At 70.5% G+C, this 17,614-nt stretch carries 13 protein-coding genes; 4 read left to right on the top strand and 9 right to left on the bottom strand.

Translation table 11 applies throughout. The annotated features are described in order from the left end of the window. Positions 1–17: 17 nt before the first annotated feature. The 6 genes from ACK5IN_RS00865 to gatC are packed head-to-tail and all read right to left on the bottom strand — an operon-like array spanning position 18 to position 5,626. Positions 18–614, bottom strand: coding sequence for a hypothetical protein (locus ACK5IN_RS00865; RefSeq protein WP_416894346.1), 597 nt, complete (start codon positions 612–614; stop codon positions 18–20). Next, the gene (locus ACK5IN_RS00860; protein WP_416894345.1) at positions 589–909 is read right to left on the bottom strand and encodes a hypothetical protein; all 321 of its coding nucleotides are present in this window, start codon (positions 907–909) and stop codon (positions 589–591) included. Before ACK5IN_RS00860 ends, ACK5IN_RS00865 begins: the two co-directional genes overlap by 26 nt. 39 nt (positions 910–948) lie before the next feature. Beyond that, positions 949–2,223, bottom strand: coding sequence for a DNA polymerase IV (gene dinB / locus ACK5IN_RS00855; RefSeq protein WP_416894344.1), 1,275 nt, complete (start codon positions 2,221–2,223; stop codon positions 949–951). Between the two features lie 42 nt (positions 2,224–2,265). Next, on the bottom strand, positions 2,266–3,795 hold the full coding sequence (gene gatB / locus ACK5IN_RS00850; RefSeq protein WP_416894343.1) for an Asp-tRNA(Asn)/Glu-tRNA(Gln) amidotransferase subunit GatB: 1,530 nt from the start codon (positions 3,793–3,795) through the stop codon (positions 2,266–2,268). After that, positions 3,795–5,330, bottom strand: a complete 1,536-nt coding sequence (gatA, locus tag ACK5IN_RS00845; RefSeq protein ID WP_416894342.1) for an Asp-tRNA(Asn)/Glu-tRNA(Gln) amidotransferase subunit GatA — start codon at positions 5,328–5,330, stop codon at positions 3,795–3,797. The genes gatB and gatA overlap by 1 nt, the downstream gene beginning before the upstream one ends. Continuing rightward, positions 5,327–5,626: an Asp-tRNA(Asn)/Glu-tRNA(Gln) amidotransferase subunit GatC gene (gene gatC, locus ACK5IN_RS00840; RefSeq protein ID WP_416894341.1), complete on the bottom strand. Its 300-nt coding sequence runs from the start codon at positions 5,624–5,626 to the stop codon at positions 5,327–5,329. The genes gatA and gatC overlap by 4 nt, the downstream gene beginning before the upstream one ends. Before the next feature lie 80 nt (positions 5,627–5,706). On the opposite strand from gatC, the gene ACK5IN_RS00835 reads away from it, so the two are divergent. Continuing rightward, positions 5,707–7,410 (top strand): long-chain-fatty-acid--CoA ligase, encoded by a 1,704-nt coding sequence (locus ACK5IN_RS00835; protein WP_416894340.1) that lies wholly within the window; start codon positions 5,707–5,709, stop codon positions 7,408–7,410. A gap of 20 nt (positions 7,411–7,430) precedes the next feature. On the opposite strand, the gene ligA is transcribed toward ACK5IN_RS00835, so the two are convergent. The 3 genes from ligA to ACK5IN_RS00820 form a co-directional block, all read right to left on the bottom strand. Continuing rightward, on the bottom strand, positions 7,431–9,749 hold the full coding sequence (ligA, locus tag ACK5IN_RS00830; RefSeq protein ID WP_416894339.1) for an NAD-dependent DNA ligase LigA: 2,319 nt from the start codon (positions 9,747–9,749) through the stop codon (positions 7,431–7,433). Between the two features lie 62 nt (positions 9,750–9,811). After that, entirely contained in the window at positions 9,812–10,909 is a 1,098-nt protein-coding gene (gene mnmA, locus ACK5IN_RS00825) for a tRNA 2-thiouridine(34) synthase MnmA (protein ID WP_416894338.1), read from the bottom strand. 34 nt (positions 10,910–10,943) lie between these two features. After that, entirely contained in the window at positions 10,944–12,107 is a 1,164-nt protein-coding gene (locus ACK5IN_RS00820) for a cysteine desulfurase family protein (RefSeq protein ID WP_416894337.1), read from the bottom strand. 70 nt (positions 12,108–12,177) lie between these two features. Here ACK5IN_RS00820 and glgX point away from each other — a divergent pair, with 70 nt between their 5' ends. The 3 genes from glgX to glgB form a co-directional block, all read left to right on the top strand. Continuing rightward, positions 12,178–14,259, top strand: coding sequence for a glycogen debranching protein GlgX (glgX, locus tag ACK5IN_RS00815; protein WP_416894336.1), 2,082 nt, complete (start codon positions 12,178–12,180; stop codon positions 14,257–14,259). A 50-nt stretch (positions 14,260–14,309) separates the two neighbouring features. Continuing rightward, positions 14,310–16,397: a maltotransferase domain-containing protein gene (locus ACK5IN_RS00810; RefSeq protein ID WP_416894335.1), complete on the top strand. Its 2,088-nt coding sequence runs from the start codon at positions 14,310–14,312 to the stop codon at positions 16,395–16,397. Continuing rightward, positions 16,394–17,614 (top strand): 1,4-alpha-glucan branching enzyme (gene glgB / locus ACK5IN_RS00805; RefSeq protein WP_416894334.1); only part of this gene is annotated, 1,221 nt, incomplete at its 3' end. The genes ACK5IN_RS00810 and glgB, both read left to right, overlap by 4 nt.

Raw genomic sequence — 17,614 nt, 5'->3', positions numbered from 1 at the left:
CCGGTCACGGGACTCGGTCACGGCACGACGAAGACATGCGTGGCCTGCCGCCGCGGTTCGTCTCGCATCACGTGGCGCTCCTCCTGCTCGGCCCAGCGCTGCCAATGCGGCCGGTACAGGTCACCATCCCGCTCCAGTGCGCGGCGCCGGCGGGAATCGGCCGGTGAATCCAGCCACACACGCACGTCCACCAACCGTGCCGTGCGCTCATCGAGCACGCCGGACCCTTCGACGATGAGCGGCAGGGCCGGATCGACCGCGTTCGCTTCGGCCGGCGTGTTCGTCGCCCAGTCCCAGCGGTGCCACACGCCCACCAGGCCGCGTGCATGGGGGATCAGAATCGCGTCACGCGCTGTAGCGACGCCCGCGTCGAGCCCGTCCCATCCCGGATAGATCGAGTCGAGCGCGATCAGCTGCACCCGTCCACGCAGCGGCCAGCCACACACGAGCAACTCGGCGAGAGTGGTCTTGCCGGCACCGGACTGGCCGTCGATGACGATGACAGGATTCGTCGTGTGCAGCTCCTGCACGACGTCGATGACCGCGGCGGCCGCCGCCTGCAGCGCCGCGGAGAACGGATCCGGCCGATTACTTCTTGAGGGCGCGGATGACACGGCTGAGCGCGCGGCCCACGACACACACGAACGGGATGGCTACCGCCAGGAATGACACGATGTTCGGCTCGAAACGCAGATCGTCGCCACGGCGCACGTACGCGCCGAGCGGGATCGCGTATCCCCCTCCTCCGCCGCCGCCGTTTCCGGACTCGTCAGATCCCCCGCCGAAGCCCGTCCAGGTAAGTGCCACCGGGATCACGCGGATGCCGTCGACATCCTCCTGCGCACCGTAGGCGCTCTTGACGCCGAGGGACGCGGACTGCTTGCCGAGCTCGAGTGCAATGTTGGGCATAGCTCCACGGTAGCGCGGCGGCGGCAGTTGCGCACCGTCTCACGGCGATCCGCCCGGATCGGCGCGCGGCAGTGGCGGGTGGTGCGACACGGCACGGATCGATCTTTCGGGTCGAAGCAGCGCGGCACGCGTGATGACGCCGCGGCCGAACCGCTGCGCGGCGTCGTCCAGTGCGCCATCGACACTGCGCCACTCGGCATCGTCATCCCACAACGCGGCCCCGCCTGCCCCGGCGGGGACCAGGTTCTCTGCACGCACGCCGATCAGCCGCACCGCCTGTCGCAGCTCAAGAGCAGCGAGCAGCTCGCGTGCCGCGGCGCCGATGCGCTGCCCCACGGCGGTCGGCTCGGCAAGCGTCTGCGATCGTGTGACGGTGGTGAAGTCGGAGAAGCGCACCTTGATCGACACGGTGCGCGCCTCCCATCCGTTCGCTCGCAGACGCGCCGCCACGCGGTCGGCCAGGCGCAGCACCTCGACCTGCAGGACGCCCGGGTCGGCGATGTCCTCGTGAAAGGTCTCCTCGTGGCCGATGCTCTTCTCGATGCGCTCGGTCTGCACTTCGCGCGCATCGACCCCGCGGCTGAGCCGGCGGATGCGCGCCGCCGTCGCCGCGCCCAGGATGCGATCGAGCACCCCCGCTGGCGTGCCGAGGATGTCGGCGACAGTTCGGATGCCCCGCCCCTCCAGTGCCTCGGCGCTCTTCGGACCCACACCCCACAGCGCCCGCACCGGGAGCGCCGCCAGGAACTCCTCGGTGTCGGCTCCCGCAACGATCAGCAGGCCGTCCGGCTTGCTCAAGGTCGAGGCGATCTTGGCGACGTGCTTCGTGCCGGCCACACCGATGCTGGCCACCAACCCGGTCTCGGCACGCACACGGCGCCGCAGGTCGACTGCGATGCGCCCCGGGCTTCCCCACAGCCGGCGGGCACCGCGCACGTCCAGGAACGCCTCGTCGATCGACAGCGGCTCCACAAGCGGTGTCACATCGCGGAACAGCTGCATCACCCGCGCCGACAGCTCCACGTACCGGTCGAAGTGCGGCTCCACGACCGAGGCCATCGGGCACAACCGCAGCGCCTGGGAGACGGGCATCGCCGAGCGCACTCCGAATCGCCGTGCCTCGTACGTCGCGCTGGAGACGACCCCCCGGCCCTCGGGTGAGCCTACGATGACCGGCTTCCCCTGCAGCGAGGGGTCGTCGAGCACCTCCACGGCGGCGTAGAAGGCGTCCATGTCGACGTGCAGGATGCCCGTGCCCGAATCGTCCGCGCCCTCGGGCGAGACGATCCGGCCCGTGCCATCACCGCGTCCCATGCCTCCATCATCCCCGACGGGTGTGACGGCGGCCGTGCCCGGCTACTGCGCGGCGCGCTCCAGGATCAGCTCGCGCACACGCGCGGCGTCGGCCTGACCCTGCATCGCCTTCATGACCGCTCCGATGATCGCACCGGCCGCTTGCACCTTGCCGTCGCGGATCTTCTCGAGCACGTCGGGCTGAGCCGCCAGCGCCTCGTCGATCGCGGCGATGAGCGCGTCGTCGTCCGAGACCACGGCGAGCCCACGGGCATCCACGATCTCCTGGGGTGTGCCCTCCCCCGCGACCATGCCTTCCAGCACCTGGCGGGCCAGCTTGTCGGTGAGCGTTCCCGCGTCGACAAGCCTCTGCAGCTCGGCCACCGCCTCCGGGGCGACGAGACTCGAGACCTCGACGCCCTGCACGTTCGCGATGCGGGCGAGCTCGCCGGTCCACCACTTGCGCGCCGCAGCGGGCGTCGTGCCCGCCGCGATCGTGGCCTCCACCTCGGTGAGGATGCCGCCGTTGGCGACGTCCTGGAACTCGAGGTCGGTGAAGCCCCACTCTCCCTTCAGCCGGCGCCGGCGCTCAGCCGGCGGCTCCGGCAGCGCCGCGCGCAGGGATGCGATGAGCTCGGCGGACGGCTCGACGGGAAGCAGATCGGGCTCGGGGAAGTACCTGTAGTCGTCGGCGTCGGACTTCGGGCGGCCCGGCGAAGTGGTACCGGTGTCCTCGTGCCAGTGACGGGTCTCCTGCGTGATCGTGCCCCCGGCCGCGAGGATCGCCGCCTGGCGCTGGATCTCATATCGCACGGCGCGCTCGACAGACCGCATCGAGTTCACGTTCTTCGTCTCGGTGCGGGTGCCCAGCGGTTCGTCTGGCTCGCCGACGCCCACCCGGCGCCGCAGCGACACGTTCGCGTCGCAGCGCAGATTGCCGCGCTCCATACGTGCTTCCGAGATCCCCAGGGCGAGCACGATGTCGCGGATCGCGGCGACGTAGGCCTTCGCGATGTCGGGCGCACGGTGCTCGGCGCCGAAGATCGGCTTCGTCACGATCTCGACGAGGGGAACACCGGCGCGGTTGTAGTCCACGAGGGAGTACTCCGCGCCCTGGATGCGGCCGGTGGCCCCGCCGACATGCGTCAGCTTGCCGGCATCCTCCTCCATATGCGCCCGCTCGATGGGCACGTCGACGAGCGTGCCGTCGCCGAGCTCGACCTGCACGCTGCCCTCGAACGCGATCGGCTCGTCGTACTGCGAGATCTGGTAGTTCTTGCCCAGGTCGGGATAGAAGTAGTTCTTTCGCGCGAATCGGCTGGAGGGCGCGATCGAGCAGCCGAGCGCCAGGCCCAGGCTGATCGAGTGCTTCACCGCCTGCTCGTTGACGACCGGCAACGAGCCGGGCAGACCCATATCGACGGCAGCGACCAGCGAGTTGGGCGCCGCGTCGTGGTTCTCGGATGCCGCAGGGTTCGGCGCGGCCGAGAACATCTTGGTCGTGGTGTTGAGTTCGACGTGCACCTCGAAACCGAGCACGGGCTCGAACAGCTCGAGCGCCGCGTCGAAATCGAGCAGCTTCTCCTTGGCCATCAGCGATCCCGCCCTTCCGCGTCGCGAGCCGATCGGAGGAGGGGCGCACGGTCGAGCAGCGACCCGCCCCATTCGTCCACGAGCAGCGCCTCGAGTGCGGCACCGACGCGATACAGCCGTGCATCCTCGCGCGCCGGCGCGAGGAACTGGATGCCGACCGGCAGCCCGTCCTCCGCGGCGAGACCCGACGGCACCGAGATGCCGGGCACACCGGCAAGGTTCGCCGGAATGGTGGTGACGTCGTTCAGGTACATCTGCATCGGATCGTCGACTCTCTCGCCGAGACGGAACGCCGTGGTCGGTGCGGACGGAGTGGCGATGACATCCACCTCGACGAACGCCGCGTCGAAGTCGCGCTGGATGAGCGTGCGTACCTTCTGCGCCGAGCCGTAGTACGCGTCGTAGTATCCGGCCGACAATGCGTAGGTGCCGAGGATGATGCGGCGCTTCACCTCGTCGCCGAAGCCGGCATCACGCGTGGCCGCCATGACGTCCTCGACCGTCGCGTTCGCATGCGGAGTCACCCGCATCCCGAAGCGCACCGAGTCGAACTTCGCGAGGTTGCTGGACGCCTCCGCGGGCAGGATCAGGTAGTACGCGGCGACCCCGTGCTCGAAATGCGGGGCGCTCACCTCGACGATCTCCGCCCCCTGCGCCTGCATCGCCGCCAGTGCCGCGTGGAACGAGGCCGCCACACCCGGCTGGAACCCGCTGTCGGGCAACTCGCGGATGACACCGACCTTCAGCCCGCGCAGCGCATCGCCACGCGCTCCGTCGCGGGCCGCGTCGGCGAACGAGGGCCAGGCTTCGGTGAGCGAGGTCGAATCGTGCGGGTCGTGCCCCGCGATCACGTCGTGCAGCAGCCCGGCGTCGAGGACGGTCCGGGTGACGGGCCCGACCTGGTCGAGACTGGATGCCAGGGCGATCGCGCCGTACCGGCTGACACCGCCGTAGGTGGGCTTCATGCCCACCGTTCCGGTCACGTGTGCGGGCTGACGGATCGAGCCGCCCGTGTCGGAGCCCAGGGCCAGCGGTGCCTCGAACGCGGCGACGGCGGCGGCGGAACCTCCGCCCGATCCGCCGGGGATCCTGTCCAGGTCCCACGGGTTGCGCGTCGGACCGTAGGCGGAGTGCTCGGTGGACGAGCCCATCGCGAACTCGTCCATGTTGGTCTTGCCCAGCGGCACGAGGTCGGCGGACCGGGAGCGGGCGACGACGGTCGCGTCGTAGGGCGACAGGTATCCCTCCAGGATGCGCGAGCCGCTCGTGGAGGGCATGTCAGTGGTGACCAGCACGTCCTTGATGGCCAACGGCACACCCGCGACCGGCCCGAGCTGCTCGCCCGCGGCACGGCGGCGGTCGATATCGGCTGCCGTCTCGAGCGCATGATCGCTGACGTGCAGGAAGGCGTGCACGTCGGTATCGACGGACGCGATGCGGTCCAGGTGCGCCCGCGTGGCCTCGACGCTGGAGATCTCGCCCGCGGCGAGTGCGGCGGCGAGGTCGGCAGCCGTGAGCCGGATGATGTCGCTCACTGCTCTTCTCCCAGGATCGCCGTCACCCGGAACCGATCGTCCGCCGCGTCCGGCGCATTCTGGAGCGCCTGCGCCACAGTGAGCGTCTGGCCGACGACATCGGCACGATAGACGTTCGTGAGCGGGATCGGGTGACTCGTGGCCGGCACGTCTGGCGTGGCGACCTCGGACACCTTCGCGATGTTGTCGACGATCACGTCGAGCTGCCCGGTGAGGCGTTCGACCTCCTCGTCACTCAGCTGGATCCGGGCGAGCACGCCGAGATGGCGCACGAGGTCGGGAGTGATTTCAGACACCGCACCAGCCTACCGGCGCGTGCGTCGGCGATCGCGTCCACGAGCAACGGACAGGGCAGTCATCCGCGTACCCTGGGCCTGTGAACAGCTACGACCCGCCTCGCCCCTGGACCGCCAGCTATGCGCCGGGCGTGCCCGAAGATCTCGGCCCGGTCTCGGGGTCGCTGGTCGACATCGTCGCCGCATCGGCGCGTGACTACCCCGACGCACCGGCGCTGCAGTTTTTCGGCGCCGAGACCACCTATCGCCGGCTCCAGGAGCAGATCGATCGGGTCGCGGCCGGGCTCAAAGCGCTCGGGGTCGGTGCCGGCGACACCGTCGCGATCGTGCTGCCGAACTGCCCGCAGCACATCGTCGCGTTCTACGCCGTCCTGCGACTGGGCGCCGTGGTCATCGAGCACAACCCGCTGTACACGCCACGCGAGCTGCGCAAGCAGTTCGAAGACCACGGCGCCCGCACGGCGATCGTGTGGAGCAAGGTCGTCGGCACGATCCAGGGCTTCCCGGATGACCTGCGGGTGACCAACATCGTCTCGGTCGACATCACTCGGGCGATGCCTTTCGCCACGCGCGTCGCACTGCGACTGCCGCTGGCGAAGGCGCGCGCGGCGCGCGCCGCACTGCACGAACGCGTCCACGGAACCGTGGACTACGAGCACCTCGCCGAGACGGCGATGCTGCCGGCATCCCACCCCCGCCCGGCGACCGACGATCTCGCGATCATCCAGTACACGAGCGGAACCACCGGCACGCCCAAGGGTGCTGCGCTCACCCACCGCAACCTCCTCGCCAACGCCGCACAGGCGCAGGCCTGGGTGCCGCAGATCACCCGGGGTGACGGATGCGTCGTCTACGCCGTGCTGCCGATGTTCCACGCGTACGGGCTCACGCTGTGCCTGACGTTCGCGATGTCGATGGGCGCACGGCTCGTGCTGTTCCCGAAGTTCGATCCCGACATGGTGCTGGAGGTGACCAAGAAGCATCCTGCGACGTTCCTGCCGCTCGTGCCACCGATCGCCGACCGGCTGCTGAAGGCCGCCGAGACCACGGGGGTCTCGCTGCACGGCACGCAGATCGCGATCTCGGGCGCCATGGCGCTCCCCCACGAGCTCGTCGTACCGTTCGAGGCAGCGTCCGGCGGCTACCTCGTCGAAGGGTACGGCCTGTCAGAGTGCTCACCGGTGCTCATGGCCAATCCCGTCGCCGCCAACCGCGTGCCGGGCACGGTGGGGCTGCCCCTGCCGGGCACCGAGTGCCGGGTGGTCGACCCCGATGAGCCGACGCACGACGTGGCACCGGGTGAGCGCGGCGAGCTGATCGTCCGCGGGCCGCAGGTGTTCTCGGGGTACTACGGCAAGCCCGAGGAGACCGAGCGGGTCTTCGTCGACGGGTGGTTCCGCACCGGAGACATCGTCACGATCGACGATTCCGGCTTCGTGCGGATCGTCGATCGCATCAAGGAGCTCATCATCACCGGCGGCTTCAACGTCGCTCCGACCGAGGTGGAGATCGCGCTGCGCCAGCACCCCGATGTCGAAGACGCCGCCGTGGTCGGGTTGCCCAGCGGCCAGTCCGGTGAGGAGGTCGTCGCCGCGGTCGTGCTCGATCCCGCGGTCGAAGAGCCCGACGTGGAGGCGATCCGCGAGTTCGCTCGCGGCCTCCTCACTCCCTACAAGGTGCCGCGGCGCATCTTCATCGTGGACGAGCTGCCGAAGTCGCTCATCGGCAAGGTGCTGCGCCGCCAGGTGCGCGACTCGCTGCTGAACCTCACGACCGGTGCCTGAGGCCCCGGCTGCGAGCCGCCTCACCCGGCATCGGCGTCGAGCGCCGCCGGCCCGCGCTCGACGAGAACACGGAACTGTGCCGCGTCGATGATGCGCACGCCGAGCTGCTCGGCCTTCGCGAGCTTGGAGCCCGCGCCGGGGCCCGCGGCGACGAAGTCGGTCTTCTTCGAGACACTGGATGCCGCCTTGCCGCCGGCTGCGGCGATCGCCTCCAGCGCGCCCTCACGGGTGTACCCCTCGAGCGATCCGGTCGCCACGACGGTAAGACCCTCGAGCACTCCGCCCGCGGTGGCAGCCGCGCCCGGACCCGGGTGGCCCGGTGTCGACCACTGCACGCCGGCCTGCGCCCAGCGTTCGACGATGTCCCGATGCCAGTCGACGTCGAACCAGTCGAGCACCGAATCGGCGATGATCTCGCCGACGCCCTCCACGGCGGCGAGCTCGTCGCGGGTCGCCGCCCGGATGGTGTCGAGCGAGCCGAACCACTGCGCGAGCGCCCGGGCGGCGACCGGCCCGACGTGCCGGATGTTCAACGCGACGAGCAGGCGCCACAGCTCTTTCGTCTTGGCCTTCTCGAGCTCGGTGAGCAGCGTGCGCGCCTGCGCCGAGGGCTGCAGGCCGTCGAGCCCCGCCTTCCGCTCCGCGGCGGTCGGGTTGCGTCGAAACGGGGCGCGGATCTTCGCGGCACCGTCGTCGTCGATCTTCGGCAGCCCGGTCTCGGTGTCGCGCACCTCGACCTCGATCGGCACGATCTGGTCGAGGGTCAGGGCGAACAGTCCCGCCTCAGTCTCCAGCGGCGGTGCCGCGGGCACGGTCGGCTGTGTGAGCGCGGCCGCCGTCACCTCGCCGAGCGCCTCGATGTCGAGCGCGCCGCGCGAGCCGATGTGCTCGACCCGGCCGCGCACCTGCGCCGGGCAGGAGCGCGCGTTCGGACAGCGCAGGTCGACGTCCCCGTCCTTCATCGGCCGCAGCGCGGTGCCGCACTCCGGGCAGCCTGCGGGCATCACGAACTCGCGCTCGGTGCCGTCGCGCTTGTCGACGACGGGGCCCAGCACCTCGGGGATGACATCGCCGGCCTTGCGCAGCACCACGGTGTCGCCGATGAGCACGCCCTTGGCCTTGACGACGTCCTGATTGTGCAATGTCGCCTGTCGCACGACGCTGCCCGCCACCTGCGCGGGCGCCATGACGGCGAACGGCGTCGCGCGACCGGTGCGACCCACCGAGACCACGATGTCGAGCAGTCTCGTCTGCACCTCTTCGGGCGGGTACTTGAAGGCGATCGCCCAGCGCGGCGCGCGCGAGGTCATGCCGAGCTCGTCGTGCAGCGCCAGCTCGTCGACCTTGACGACGATGCCGTCGAGCTCGTGGTCGATGTCGTGCCGGTGCGCACCGCGATGGTCGATGAACGCGACCACCTCGTCGATGCCGTGACAGACCCGCGTGAACGGGCTGGTGGGCAGTCCCCATTCGGCGAGCAGCGTGTAGACCTCGCTCTGCGTGGCGACCGGCGGGTGTGGCCAGGCCCCGACGCCGTGCACATACATCCTCAGCGCGCCGATGCGCTCCCGTCCCGCCTCGAGCTCGAGACCGCGCTTCTTGTCGAGCTGCTGACGCAGACCGCCGCTGGCCGCGTTGCGGGGGTTCGCGAACGAGGGGAAGCGCCGCGCCGCCGCCGTACGGGCCCTGTCCTCGTCGAACGGTCGCGTCGCGGCACGCCGGTCGTGCCTCTCCCGTGCATCGTCGAATGCCCGCTCGCGGAACTCCGCCTGCTGTGCGTTGAGCCGCTCGAACGCGGCTACCGGGATGAACACCTCACCGCGCACCTCGACGATCGGCGGGTGCCCGTCTCCGACGAGCCGCGGCGGGATCTCGGGCAGCCGCAGCGCGTTCTCGGTCACGAGCTCGCCCACGCGCCCGTCGCCGCGCGTGGCGGCCGAGGTGAGCACACCGTCCTCGTAACGGAGGTTGATCGCGAGCCCGTCGATCTTCAGCTCGGTGAGCCACGCGACCTCGCGACCGGCGGCTGCCTGCGTCTTGACGGCCCATTCCCGCAGTTCGTCGCGCGTGAACACGTTGTCGAGGCTGAGCATGCGCTCGGCGTGCTCGATCGTCGCCAGGCCGGTGGACCGGGCGGCGCCGACCAGCCGCGTCGGCGAGTCCTGACCCGCGAGCTCTGGATGCTGCCGCTCCAGCTCCTCGAGCCGCCCCATCCATCCGTCGTAGACGGCATCGTCGACGATCGAGGTGTCACGACCGTAGTACGCGTCCTTCGCATCGAGGATGCGCTCGCTCAGCTCGGCCGCCTCCGCACGAGCGGCCTCCAAGGGGGTCTGCACAGCACGAGTCTACGAGGGGCCTGCGGCACCGCCGACGCTCGTGCTCTGGTCGTGCGCAGGTGTCACGCGTCGACGGGCACGGCCGAGACCGTGCGGTCGATCGTGAGCTGCCCGATGACCCGCGTGCCGTCGTACAGCACGGCGGTCTGACCCGGGGCCACGCCGTCGAACGGGGCGTCCGGCCTCACCGTGACCCCGCTCTCGTCGAGCACGGCCGTCGCCGGTACCGGGTCGGCGTGCGCTCGGATCTGCACGTGACAGGCGAACTCCCCGGGTTCGGGGGCTCGTCCGGCCCACGAGAACCGCTCCCCGGCGATCTGCGCGGTGGCGAGAGCCTCCCTCGGGCCGACCACCACGGTGTTGCTCACCGGCCGCACCTCGAGCACGAAACGCGGCTTGCCGTCCGGCGCGGGCACGCCCAGCCGCAGTCCGCGTCGCTGCCCGACCGTGAACGCGTGCGCGCCGTCGTGGGTGCCGACCACGGCACCGGTGCGATCGACCACCTCGCCCTGCTCCGCCCCGACGCGATCGGCCAGCCAGCCGCGCGTGTCGCCGTCGGGGATGAAGCAGATGTCGTGACTGTCGGGCTTCTGCGCGACGCCGAGCCCCCGCGCCTGCGCTTCGGCGCGTACGACCGCCTTGGTCGGCGTCGATCCGAGGGGGAAATACGTGTGCGCAAGCTGCTCTGCCGTCAAGACGCCGAGCACGTACGACTGGTCCTTCGCGGCATCCGACGCGCGGTGCAGCTCGCGGCCGTCCGGGCCGTCGACGAGCGTCGCATAGTGCCCGGTGCACACCGCGTCGAAGCCGAGCTCGATGGCGCGGTCCAAGAGTGCGGCGAACTTGATCCTCTCGTTGCAGCGCATGCACGGGTTGGGCGTGCGCCCGGCCCGGTACTCCGCGACGAAGTCGGCAACGACGTCGTCGCGGAAGCGCTCCGAGAAGTCCCAGACGTAGAACGGGATGCCGAGGACATCCGCCGCACGGCGGGCATCCATGGCGTCCTCGATCGTGCAGCAGCCGCGGCTGCCGGTGCGCAGTGTGCCGCCCGCGCGGGAGAGCGCGAGGTGGACGCCGACGACGTCGTGCCCCGCCTCCACGGCCCGTGCGGCCGCGACGGCGGAGTCGACGCCTCCGCTCATGGCCGCCAGGATCCGCATGTCTCCAGTGTACGAACCTCCGCTGGGACGGGGATCAGGATGCCGCGCGTGCGCGCTCCACGGCGGGCGGCAGCGCCGCGAGCACGGCGTCGACGTCGGCGGCGGACGACGTGCGGCCCAGCGAGATGCGCAGCACCTGACGTGCAGCCGCATCGGTCATCCCCAGCGACAGGACGACGTGCGACGGCTCGGGGATCCCCGCCTGGCAGGCCGAGCCCGTCGATACCGCGATGCCCGCCCGGTCGAGCAGGAACAGCAGCGTCTCCCCGGTGGCGCCGGGGAAGTGGAAGTGCGCGTTGCCCGGAAGCCGGTCGACCGGATCGCCCAGCAGCACCGCCTGCGGCACGGCCGCCAGCACCCCGGCGACCAGCCGGTCGCGCAGCGCCCCGACACGCACCGTCTCGTTCGCACGTTCATCGGCGGCGAGCTCCGCAGCCACGGCGAAGGCCGCGGCCCCGGCCACGTCCTGGGTGCCCGAACGCAGCCCGCGTTGCTGACCGCCGCCCTGCTGCAACGCCGTCAACACGGCCTGGCGCGCCACGAGCAGCGCCCCGACCCCGACGGGTCCGCCGATCTTGTGGGCCGACACGCTCATCGCGACCAGCCCCGTCGAACGCGCCGCGTCGCCGCGGAGCGACCGGAACGACAGCGGGAGGTGCCCGAAGGCGCCGACCGCATCCAGGTGCAGCGGCACGCCGGCATCCCGCGCCAGCCGGGCCAGGGTCTGCACGTCGTTGACCGTGCCGACCTCGTTGTTGGCCACCAGGGCCGTCGCCATCGCCGCGCCCGGGAGGGCCGCAGCGAAGCGCGCCGCCTCGATGTGCCCGGTCGCCGTCAGCGGCACCGCGACGACCGACGCCCCCTGCGCGGTGCGCAGCCATTCGACCGTGTCGAGGGTCGCGTGGTGCTCCCCGTCGGGCAGCACCACGGTGTCCGCACCGTCCGGACGCGACCACCACAGTCCCTTCAGCGCGAGGTTCGTCGACTCCGTGCCGCCCGAGGTGAACACGACCTCGACCGGATCGCAGCCGGCCACTGCGGCAAGACGCTCCCGCGACTCCTCCAGCAACCGGCGCGTCCGCTGCCCGGCTCCGTGCACGGACGACGCGTTGCCCACCAGGTCGGCGGCCGACAGCCAGGCATCCCGCGCCTCCAGGCGCAGCGGAGTCGTCGCCGCGTGGTCCAGATAGACCGTCATCCGTCGCTCCCGTCCGCCGCGCCGTCCGCGGGTGCGGCCGGGCCTTCGCGCCGGAACTACTGTAGAACGCATGCCTGTCGCGCCGACCGACGTGCGCCCCGCGCCGGGGCTGCTCTCCCCCGACCTCGACGATCTCGGCGTACGGTTCGGGCACGACGGCGGCACGCTGCGGGTGTGGTCACGACACGCCGATACGCTCGATCTGCTCATCTTCGACGAGAGCGACCTCGACTGGATCGTCGACACGCTTCCGCTCGCCGAGGTCGCCGACGCGGTGTGGGAGGTCAACACGCCACTGCTGCGCCCCGGCGTGCGGTACGCGGTGCGCGCCGCCGGTCCGCCCGGCGTCGGCAACACGTTCAACCCGAGCACACTCCTCCTCGACCCGTACGGCCGTGGACTCGCCAGCGGCGGATTCGGGGACTGGCGCTCCGTCGCCGTCGACGGCGCATTCGACTGGGGCGACGTGCGCAAGCCCGGCATCCCGCCCGACCGCACCGTGATCTACGAGGGGCATGTGAAGGGCATGACCAAGCGGCATCCCCTCGTCCCGCCGGCGCTGCACGGCACCTACGCGGGCCTGGCCCACCCCGCCATGGTCGATCACCTGGTGGGGCTCGGCGTGACAGCGGTCGAACTGCTCCCGATCCACGCGTCCGCCACCGAGGCGCGGCTGCTGCAGCACGGGCTGACGAACTACTGGGGATACAACACGCTCGCGTTCTTCGCCCCGCACGCCGCGTACGCGACCGAGACGGCCCGCCATGAGGGGGCAGAGGCGGTGCTGCGCGAGTTCAAGGGCATGGTCCGGCTGCTGCACGAGGCGGGGCTGGAGGTGATTCTCGACGTCGTCTACAACCACACGGCCGAGGAGGGGATCGGGGGGCCCCTGACGAGTCTGCGCGGCCTCGACAACCGCGGCTACTACCGCCAGCACCAGGACGGCTCGTACATCGACGTGACCGGCTGCGGGAACTCGGTGAACACGGCAACGGATGCCGCGGCACGCCTCGTGCTCGACTCGCTGCGCTACTGGGCGAACGAGTGCCAGGTGGATGGCTTCCGGTTCGACCTCGCAGTCACGCTCGGTCGCGATGAGGAGCACACCTTCACACCCGAGCACCCGCTCCTGCGTGCGATCGTCGACGACCCGGCGCTGGCCGGGGTGAAGACGATCGCCGAGCCATGGGACGTCGGCCTCGGCGGCTGGCAGACCGGTGGTTTCGACACCGGGTGGACCGAGTGGAACGACCGCTACCGCGACCGTGTGCGCAACTTCTGGCTGAGCGACGTCGACTACGCGCGTCGCGCATCAGCCGCTCCCGTGGGCATCGGCGGCTTCGCGACGCGCCTGGCCGGCTCGTCCAACACCTTCAGCGCGGAGCGCGGACCGCTGGCGAGCGTCAACTTCGTCACCGCGCACGACGGCTTCACGCTGAACGACCTCGTCTCGTACGACGTCAAGCACAACGACGCCAACGGCGAGCACAACCGCGACGGCGCCGACACCAACCGCTCGTTCAACCACGGCGCCGAGGGCCCAACCGACGACCCGTCGATCCTCGCGACCCGCCGCAAGGCGATGCGCAACCTGCTCGGCACGCTCCTGCTGTCGGCCGGGGTGCCGATGCTCACGGCCGGCGACGAGTTCGCGCGCACCCAGCACGGCAACAACAACGCCTACTGCCACGACTCGCCGCTGACGTGGCTCACGTGGGAGCCTGAGGCCTGGCAGAACGACCTCGCCGACCACGTGCGCACGCTCACCCGTCTGCGACATGAGAACCCCGCCCTGCGCCCGACACGCTTCGCCCACGAAGACGAGGCCGTACCGGGCGCATCGGTCATGGACTGGTACGACGAGCACGGCGAGACCATGTCGATCGAACGCTGGACCGACCCGACGCACCGCACGCTGCAGTACGTCGCCACGTCGACGCCCACGCACGAGCAGGCGAACCGCGTGCTGCTCATGGTGCACGGAAACGAGCAGCCGATCGACGTTACCCTCCCGCACGTCGACGGCGTGCGACGCTACGTGTCGCTGTGGTCAAGCGCCGACGAGCGGCCCAGGACGGACGAGCACGCCTACGCCCCGGGCGAGGCAGTCAGCCTCGCCGCGACATCGATGCATCTGTTCCGGGCGGAGTGACCCGCGCATTCGGCCTGCCGCCGCGGTGCGCGTCGCGATAGGTTCAACTCGTGGCCACCGCATCCCGCAGACGATCCACCTCCCGGGCCTGGCGCAGTGCCTCTGCCATCCCGGTCCGCCCGGCCGTGCCGTGGCCGCCGTCACCGGGGACGGTGACGGGGCGCATCCCGCTCACGCCGCTCGGGCCGTCCGTGCCGCTCGACCGGTACCGGCCCAAGGCATTCGACGGCGAGGTCGTGCCGTTCCGTGCCACAGCCTTCCGAGAAGGCCATGACGTCATCGGCGTGCACGTGCGGCTGTTCTCGCCGTCCGGCGACGAGTCCCTGCACCGGCTCACCCCGCTGCACGACGGCCTGGACACCTGGCGTACCGAGATCGCGCTGTGCGAGCAGGGGGTGTGGCGCTTCCGATTCGAGGCGTTCGCCGACGACGTCGCGACGTGGCGGCATGCCGCCGACCTCAAGATCGCCGCCGGAGTCGACACTGCGGTGATGCGCGAGCTGGGCGCACGGCTCTTCGACCTGGCCACCGCCGAGAAGTCGCGCCCGGCACCGGAGCGCGCGGCGCTCACGGCGGCGGCCCGAGTGCTCCGCGACGCGGATGCCGACGACGCCGCCGCGCTCGATGTCGTGCGCGATCCCGAGATCGCCGCACTGTTCGTACAGCGCCCGCTCACCTCGCTCATGACGCTCGAAGACGAGCGCGAGCTGCTCGTCGAGCGCGAGCGCGCCGGGGTGGGCGCGTGGTATGAGTTCTTCCCGCGCTCCGAGGGCGCACGCAGGCGCAAGGACGGCACGGTGGTCAGCGGCACGTTCCGCACCGCGGCCAAGCGGCTTCCCGCCGTGGCCGCCATGGGGTTCGACGTCCTCTACCTCGTGCCGATCCACCCGATCGGCACGACGAACCGCAAGGGACGCAACAACACGCTGGAGGCGCTGCCCGGCGATCCCGGGTCGCCCTACGCGATCGGTGCGGCAGACGGCGGCCACGACGCCATCCATCCAGACCTCGGCACTCCGGACGACTTCCGCGCCTTCCTCCGCGCCGCGCAGCGCAACGGGCTCGAGGTCGCTCTCGACATCGCGCTGCAGGCTTCACCCGACCACCCGTGGGTGACCGAGCACCCGGAGTGGTTCACCACGCTGCCCGACGGCACGATCGCCTACGCCGAGAATCCGCCGAAGAAGTATCAGGACATCTACCCCCTGAACTTCGACAACGACCCCGAGGGCAGCTACGCCGAGATGCTCCGCATCATCCGGTACTGGGTGGCCCAGGGCGTCAGGATCTTCCGCGTCGACAACCCGCACACCAAGCCCCTGCAGTTCTGGGAGTGGCTGATCGCGACCGTGAACGTCGACGACCCCGAGGTGATCTTCCTGGCCGAGGCGTTCACGCGCCCCCGCGTCATGCAGGCGCTCGCCCAAGTCGGCTTCCAGCAGAGCTACTCCTACTTCACGTGGCGCAACACCAAGTCGGAGCTCGAGGAGTTCTTCACCTCCGTCGCGCACGAGACTGCCGACTACATGCGACCGAACGTGTTCGTCAACACGCACGACATCCTCACCGAGTATCTGCAGTTCGGCGGCCGGCCGGCCTACAAGATCCGTGCCGCGATCGCCGCGACCGCTGCACCCACCTACGGCGTGTACGCCGGCTATGAACTGTACGAGAACGTCGCGCGACCGGGCTCGGAAGAGAACATCGACAACGAGAAGTACGAGTTCAAGGTCCGCGACTGGGCGGGCGCCGAGGCCTCCGGGGACTCTCTCGCCCCGTACCTGCGGCGGCTGAACGAGATCCGCCGGGCGCACCCCGCGCTCGGGCAGCTGCGCAACATCCATGTGCACTGGAGCGACGACGACGCGATCCTGGTCTACTCGAAACACCTGCAGGCGGACCTGTCGCCCACTGGCCGCGCCGACACGATCATCGTCGTCGCCAACGTCGACCCCCACTCCGTGCGGCAGACGACCGTGCACCTCGACACACGCGTCTGGGGCGTCGAACCGGGGGACCCGTTCGAGGTCGAGGACCTCGTCACGGGACAGGTGTGGACGTGGACCGACCACGACTTCGTACGGCTCGACGCCTTCGACGAGCCCGTGCACATCCTGCACGTGAGGGAGTCCCGATGAGCGCGCTCGGCGAGCTCGATCTGCACCTCATCGCCGAGGGGCGGCACGAGGAGCTGTGGCGCGTGCTGGGTGCACACGTGCGCCACGATGACGGCGTGCCCGGCACCGCGTTCGCCGTATGGGCGCCGAACGCACGGGCCGTGCGCGTGGTCGGCGACTTCAACGACTGGGACGGGCAGAGGCATCCCATGCGCTCGCTCGGCTCGTCGGGCGTCTGGGAGCTGTTCGTCCCCGCCGTGGGGACCGGCACAGTGTACAAGTTCGAGATCCTCACCCGCGGCGGCGCATGGATCCTCAAGGCCGACCCCATGGCCCGCCAGGCTGAGGTGCCGCCGGCCACCGGCTCGATCGTGACCGATTCGCAGCACACGTGGGCGGACGCAGAGTGGATGGCCCGACGCGCCGCCGAGAACCCGGTCTCGCAGCCCATGTCGACCTACGAGGTGCATCTGGGTTCGTGGCGCCCCGGTCTGACCTACCGCACCGCCGCCGACGAGCTGATCGCCGATGTGCGCGAGACCGGCTTCACGCATGTGGAGTTCCTCCCCCTTGCCGAGCACCCGTTCGGCGGGTCCTGGGGCTACCAGGTCGCCGGGTACTACGCGCCGACCAGCAGGTTCGGCTCACCCGACGATCTGCGCCACCTGATCGACCGGCTGCACCAGGCGGGGATCGGCGTGATCCTCGACTGGGTGCCCGGTCACTTCCCGAAAGATGCCTTCGCCCTCGGCCGATTCGACGGCGAGCCGGTCTACGAGCACCCGGATCCGCGGCGCGGCGAGCACAAGGACTGGGGCACGTACATCTTCGACTACGGCCGGCCCGAGGTGCGCAATTTCCTGGTCGCCAACGCCCTGTACTGGCTCGAGGAGTTCCACGTCGACGGGCTGCGGGTGGATGCCGTCGCCTCGATGCTCTACCTCGACTACTCGCGCGACGACGGTGAGTGGGAGCCGAACGTCTACGGCGGTCGGGAGAATCTCGAGGCGATCGGCTTCCTGCAGGAGGTCACCGCCACCGCGTACAAGCGGCACCCGGGCATCGCGATGATCGCCGAGGAGTCCACGAGCTACCCCGGGGTGACCGCCCCGACCAGCGCCGGCGGCCTCGGGTTCGGCTTCAAGTGGAACATGGGCTGGATGAACGACTCGCTCGAGTACATCAAGCGGGACCCCATGTACCGGCGGTATCACGAGGGCGAGCTGTCGTTCTCGTTC

Source organism: Microbacterium sp., from assembly GCF_047971895.1.
Classification (GTDB): domain Bacteria; phylum Actinomycetota; class Actinomycetes; order Actinomycetales; family Microbacteriaceae; genus Microbacterium.
This window is presented reverse-complemented; position numbering and strand designations above follow the sequence as displayed.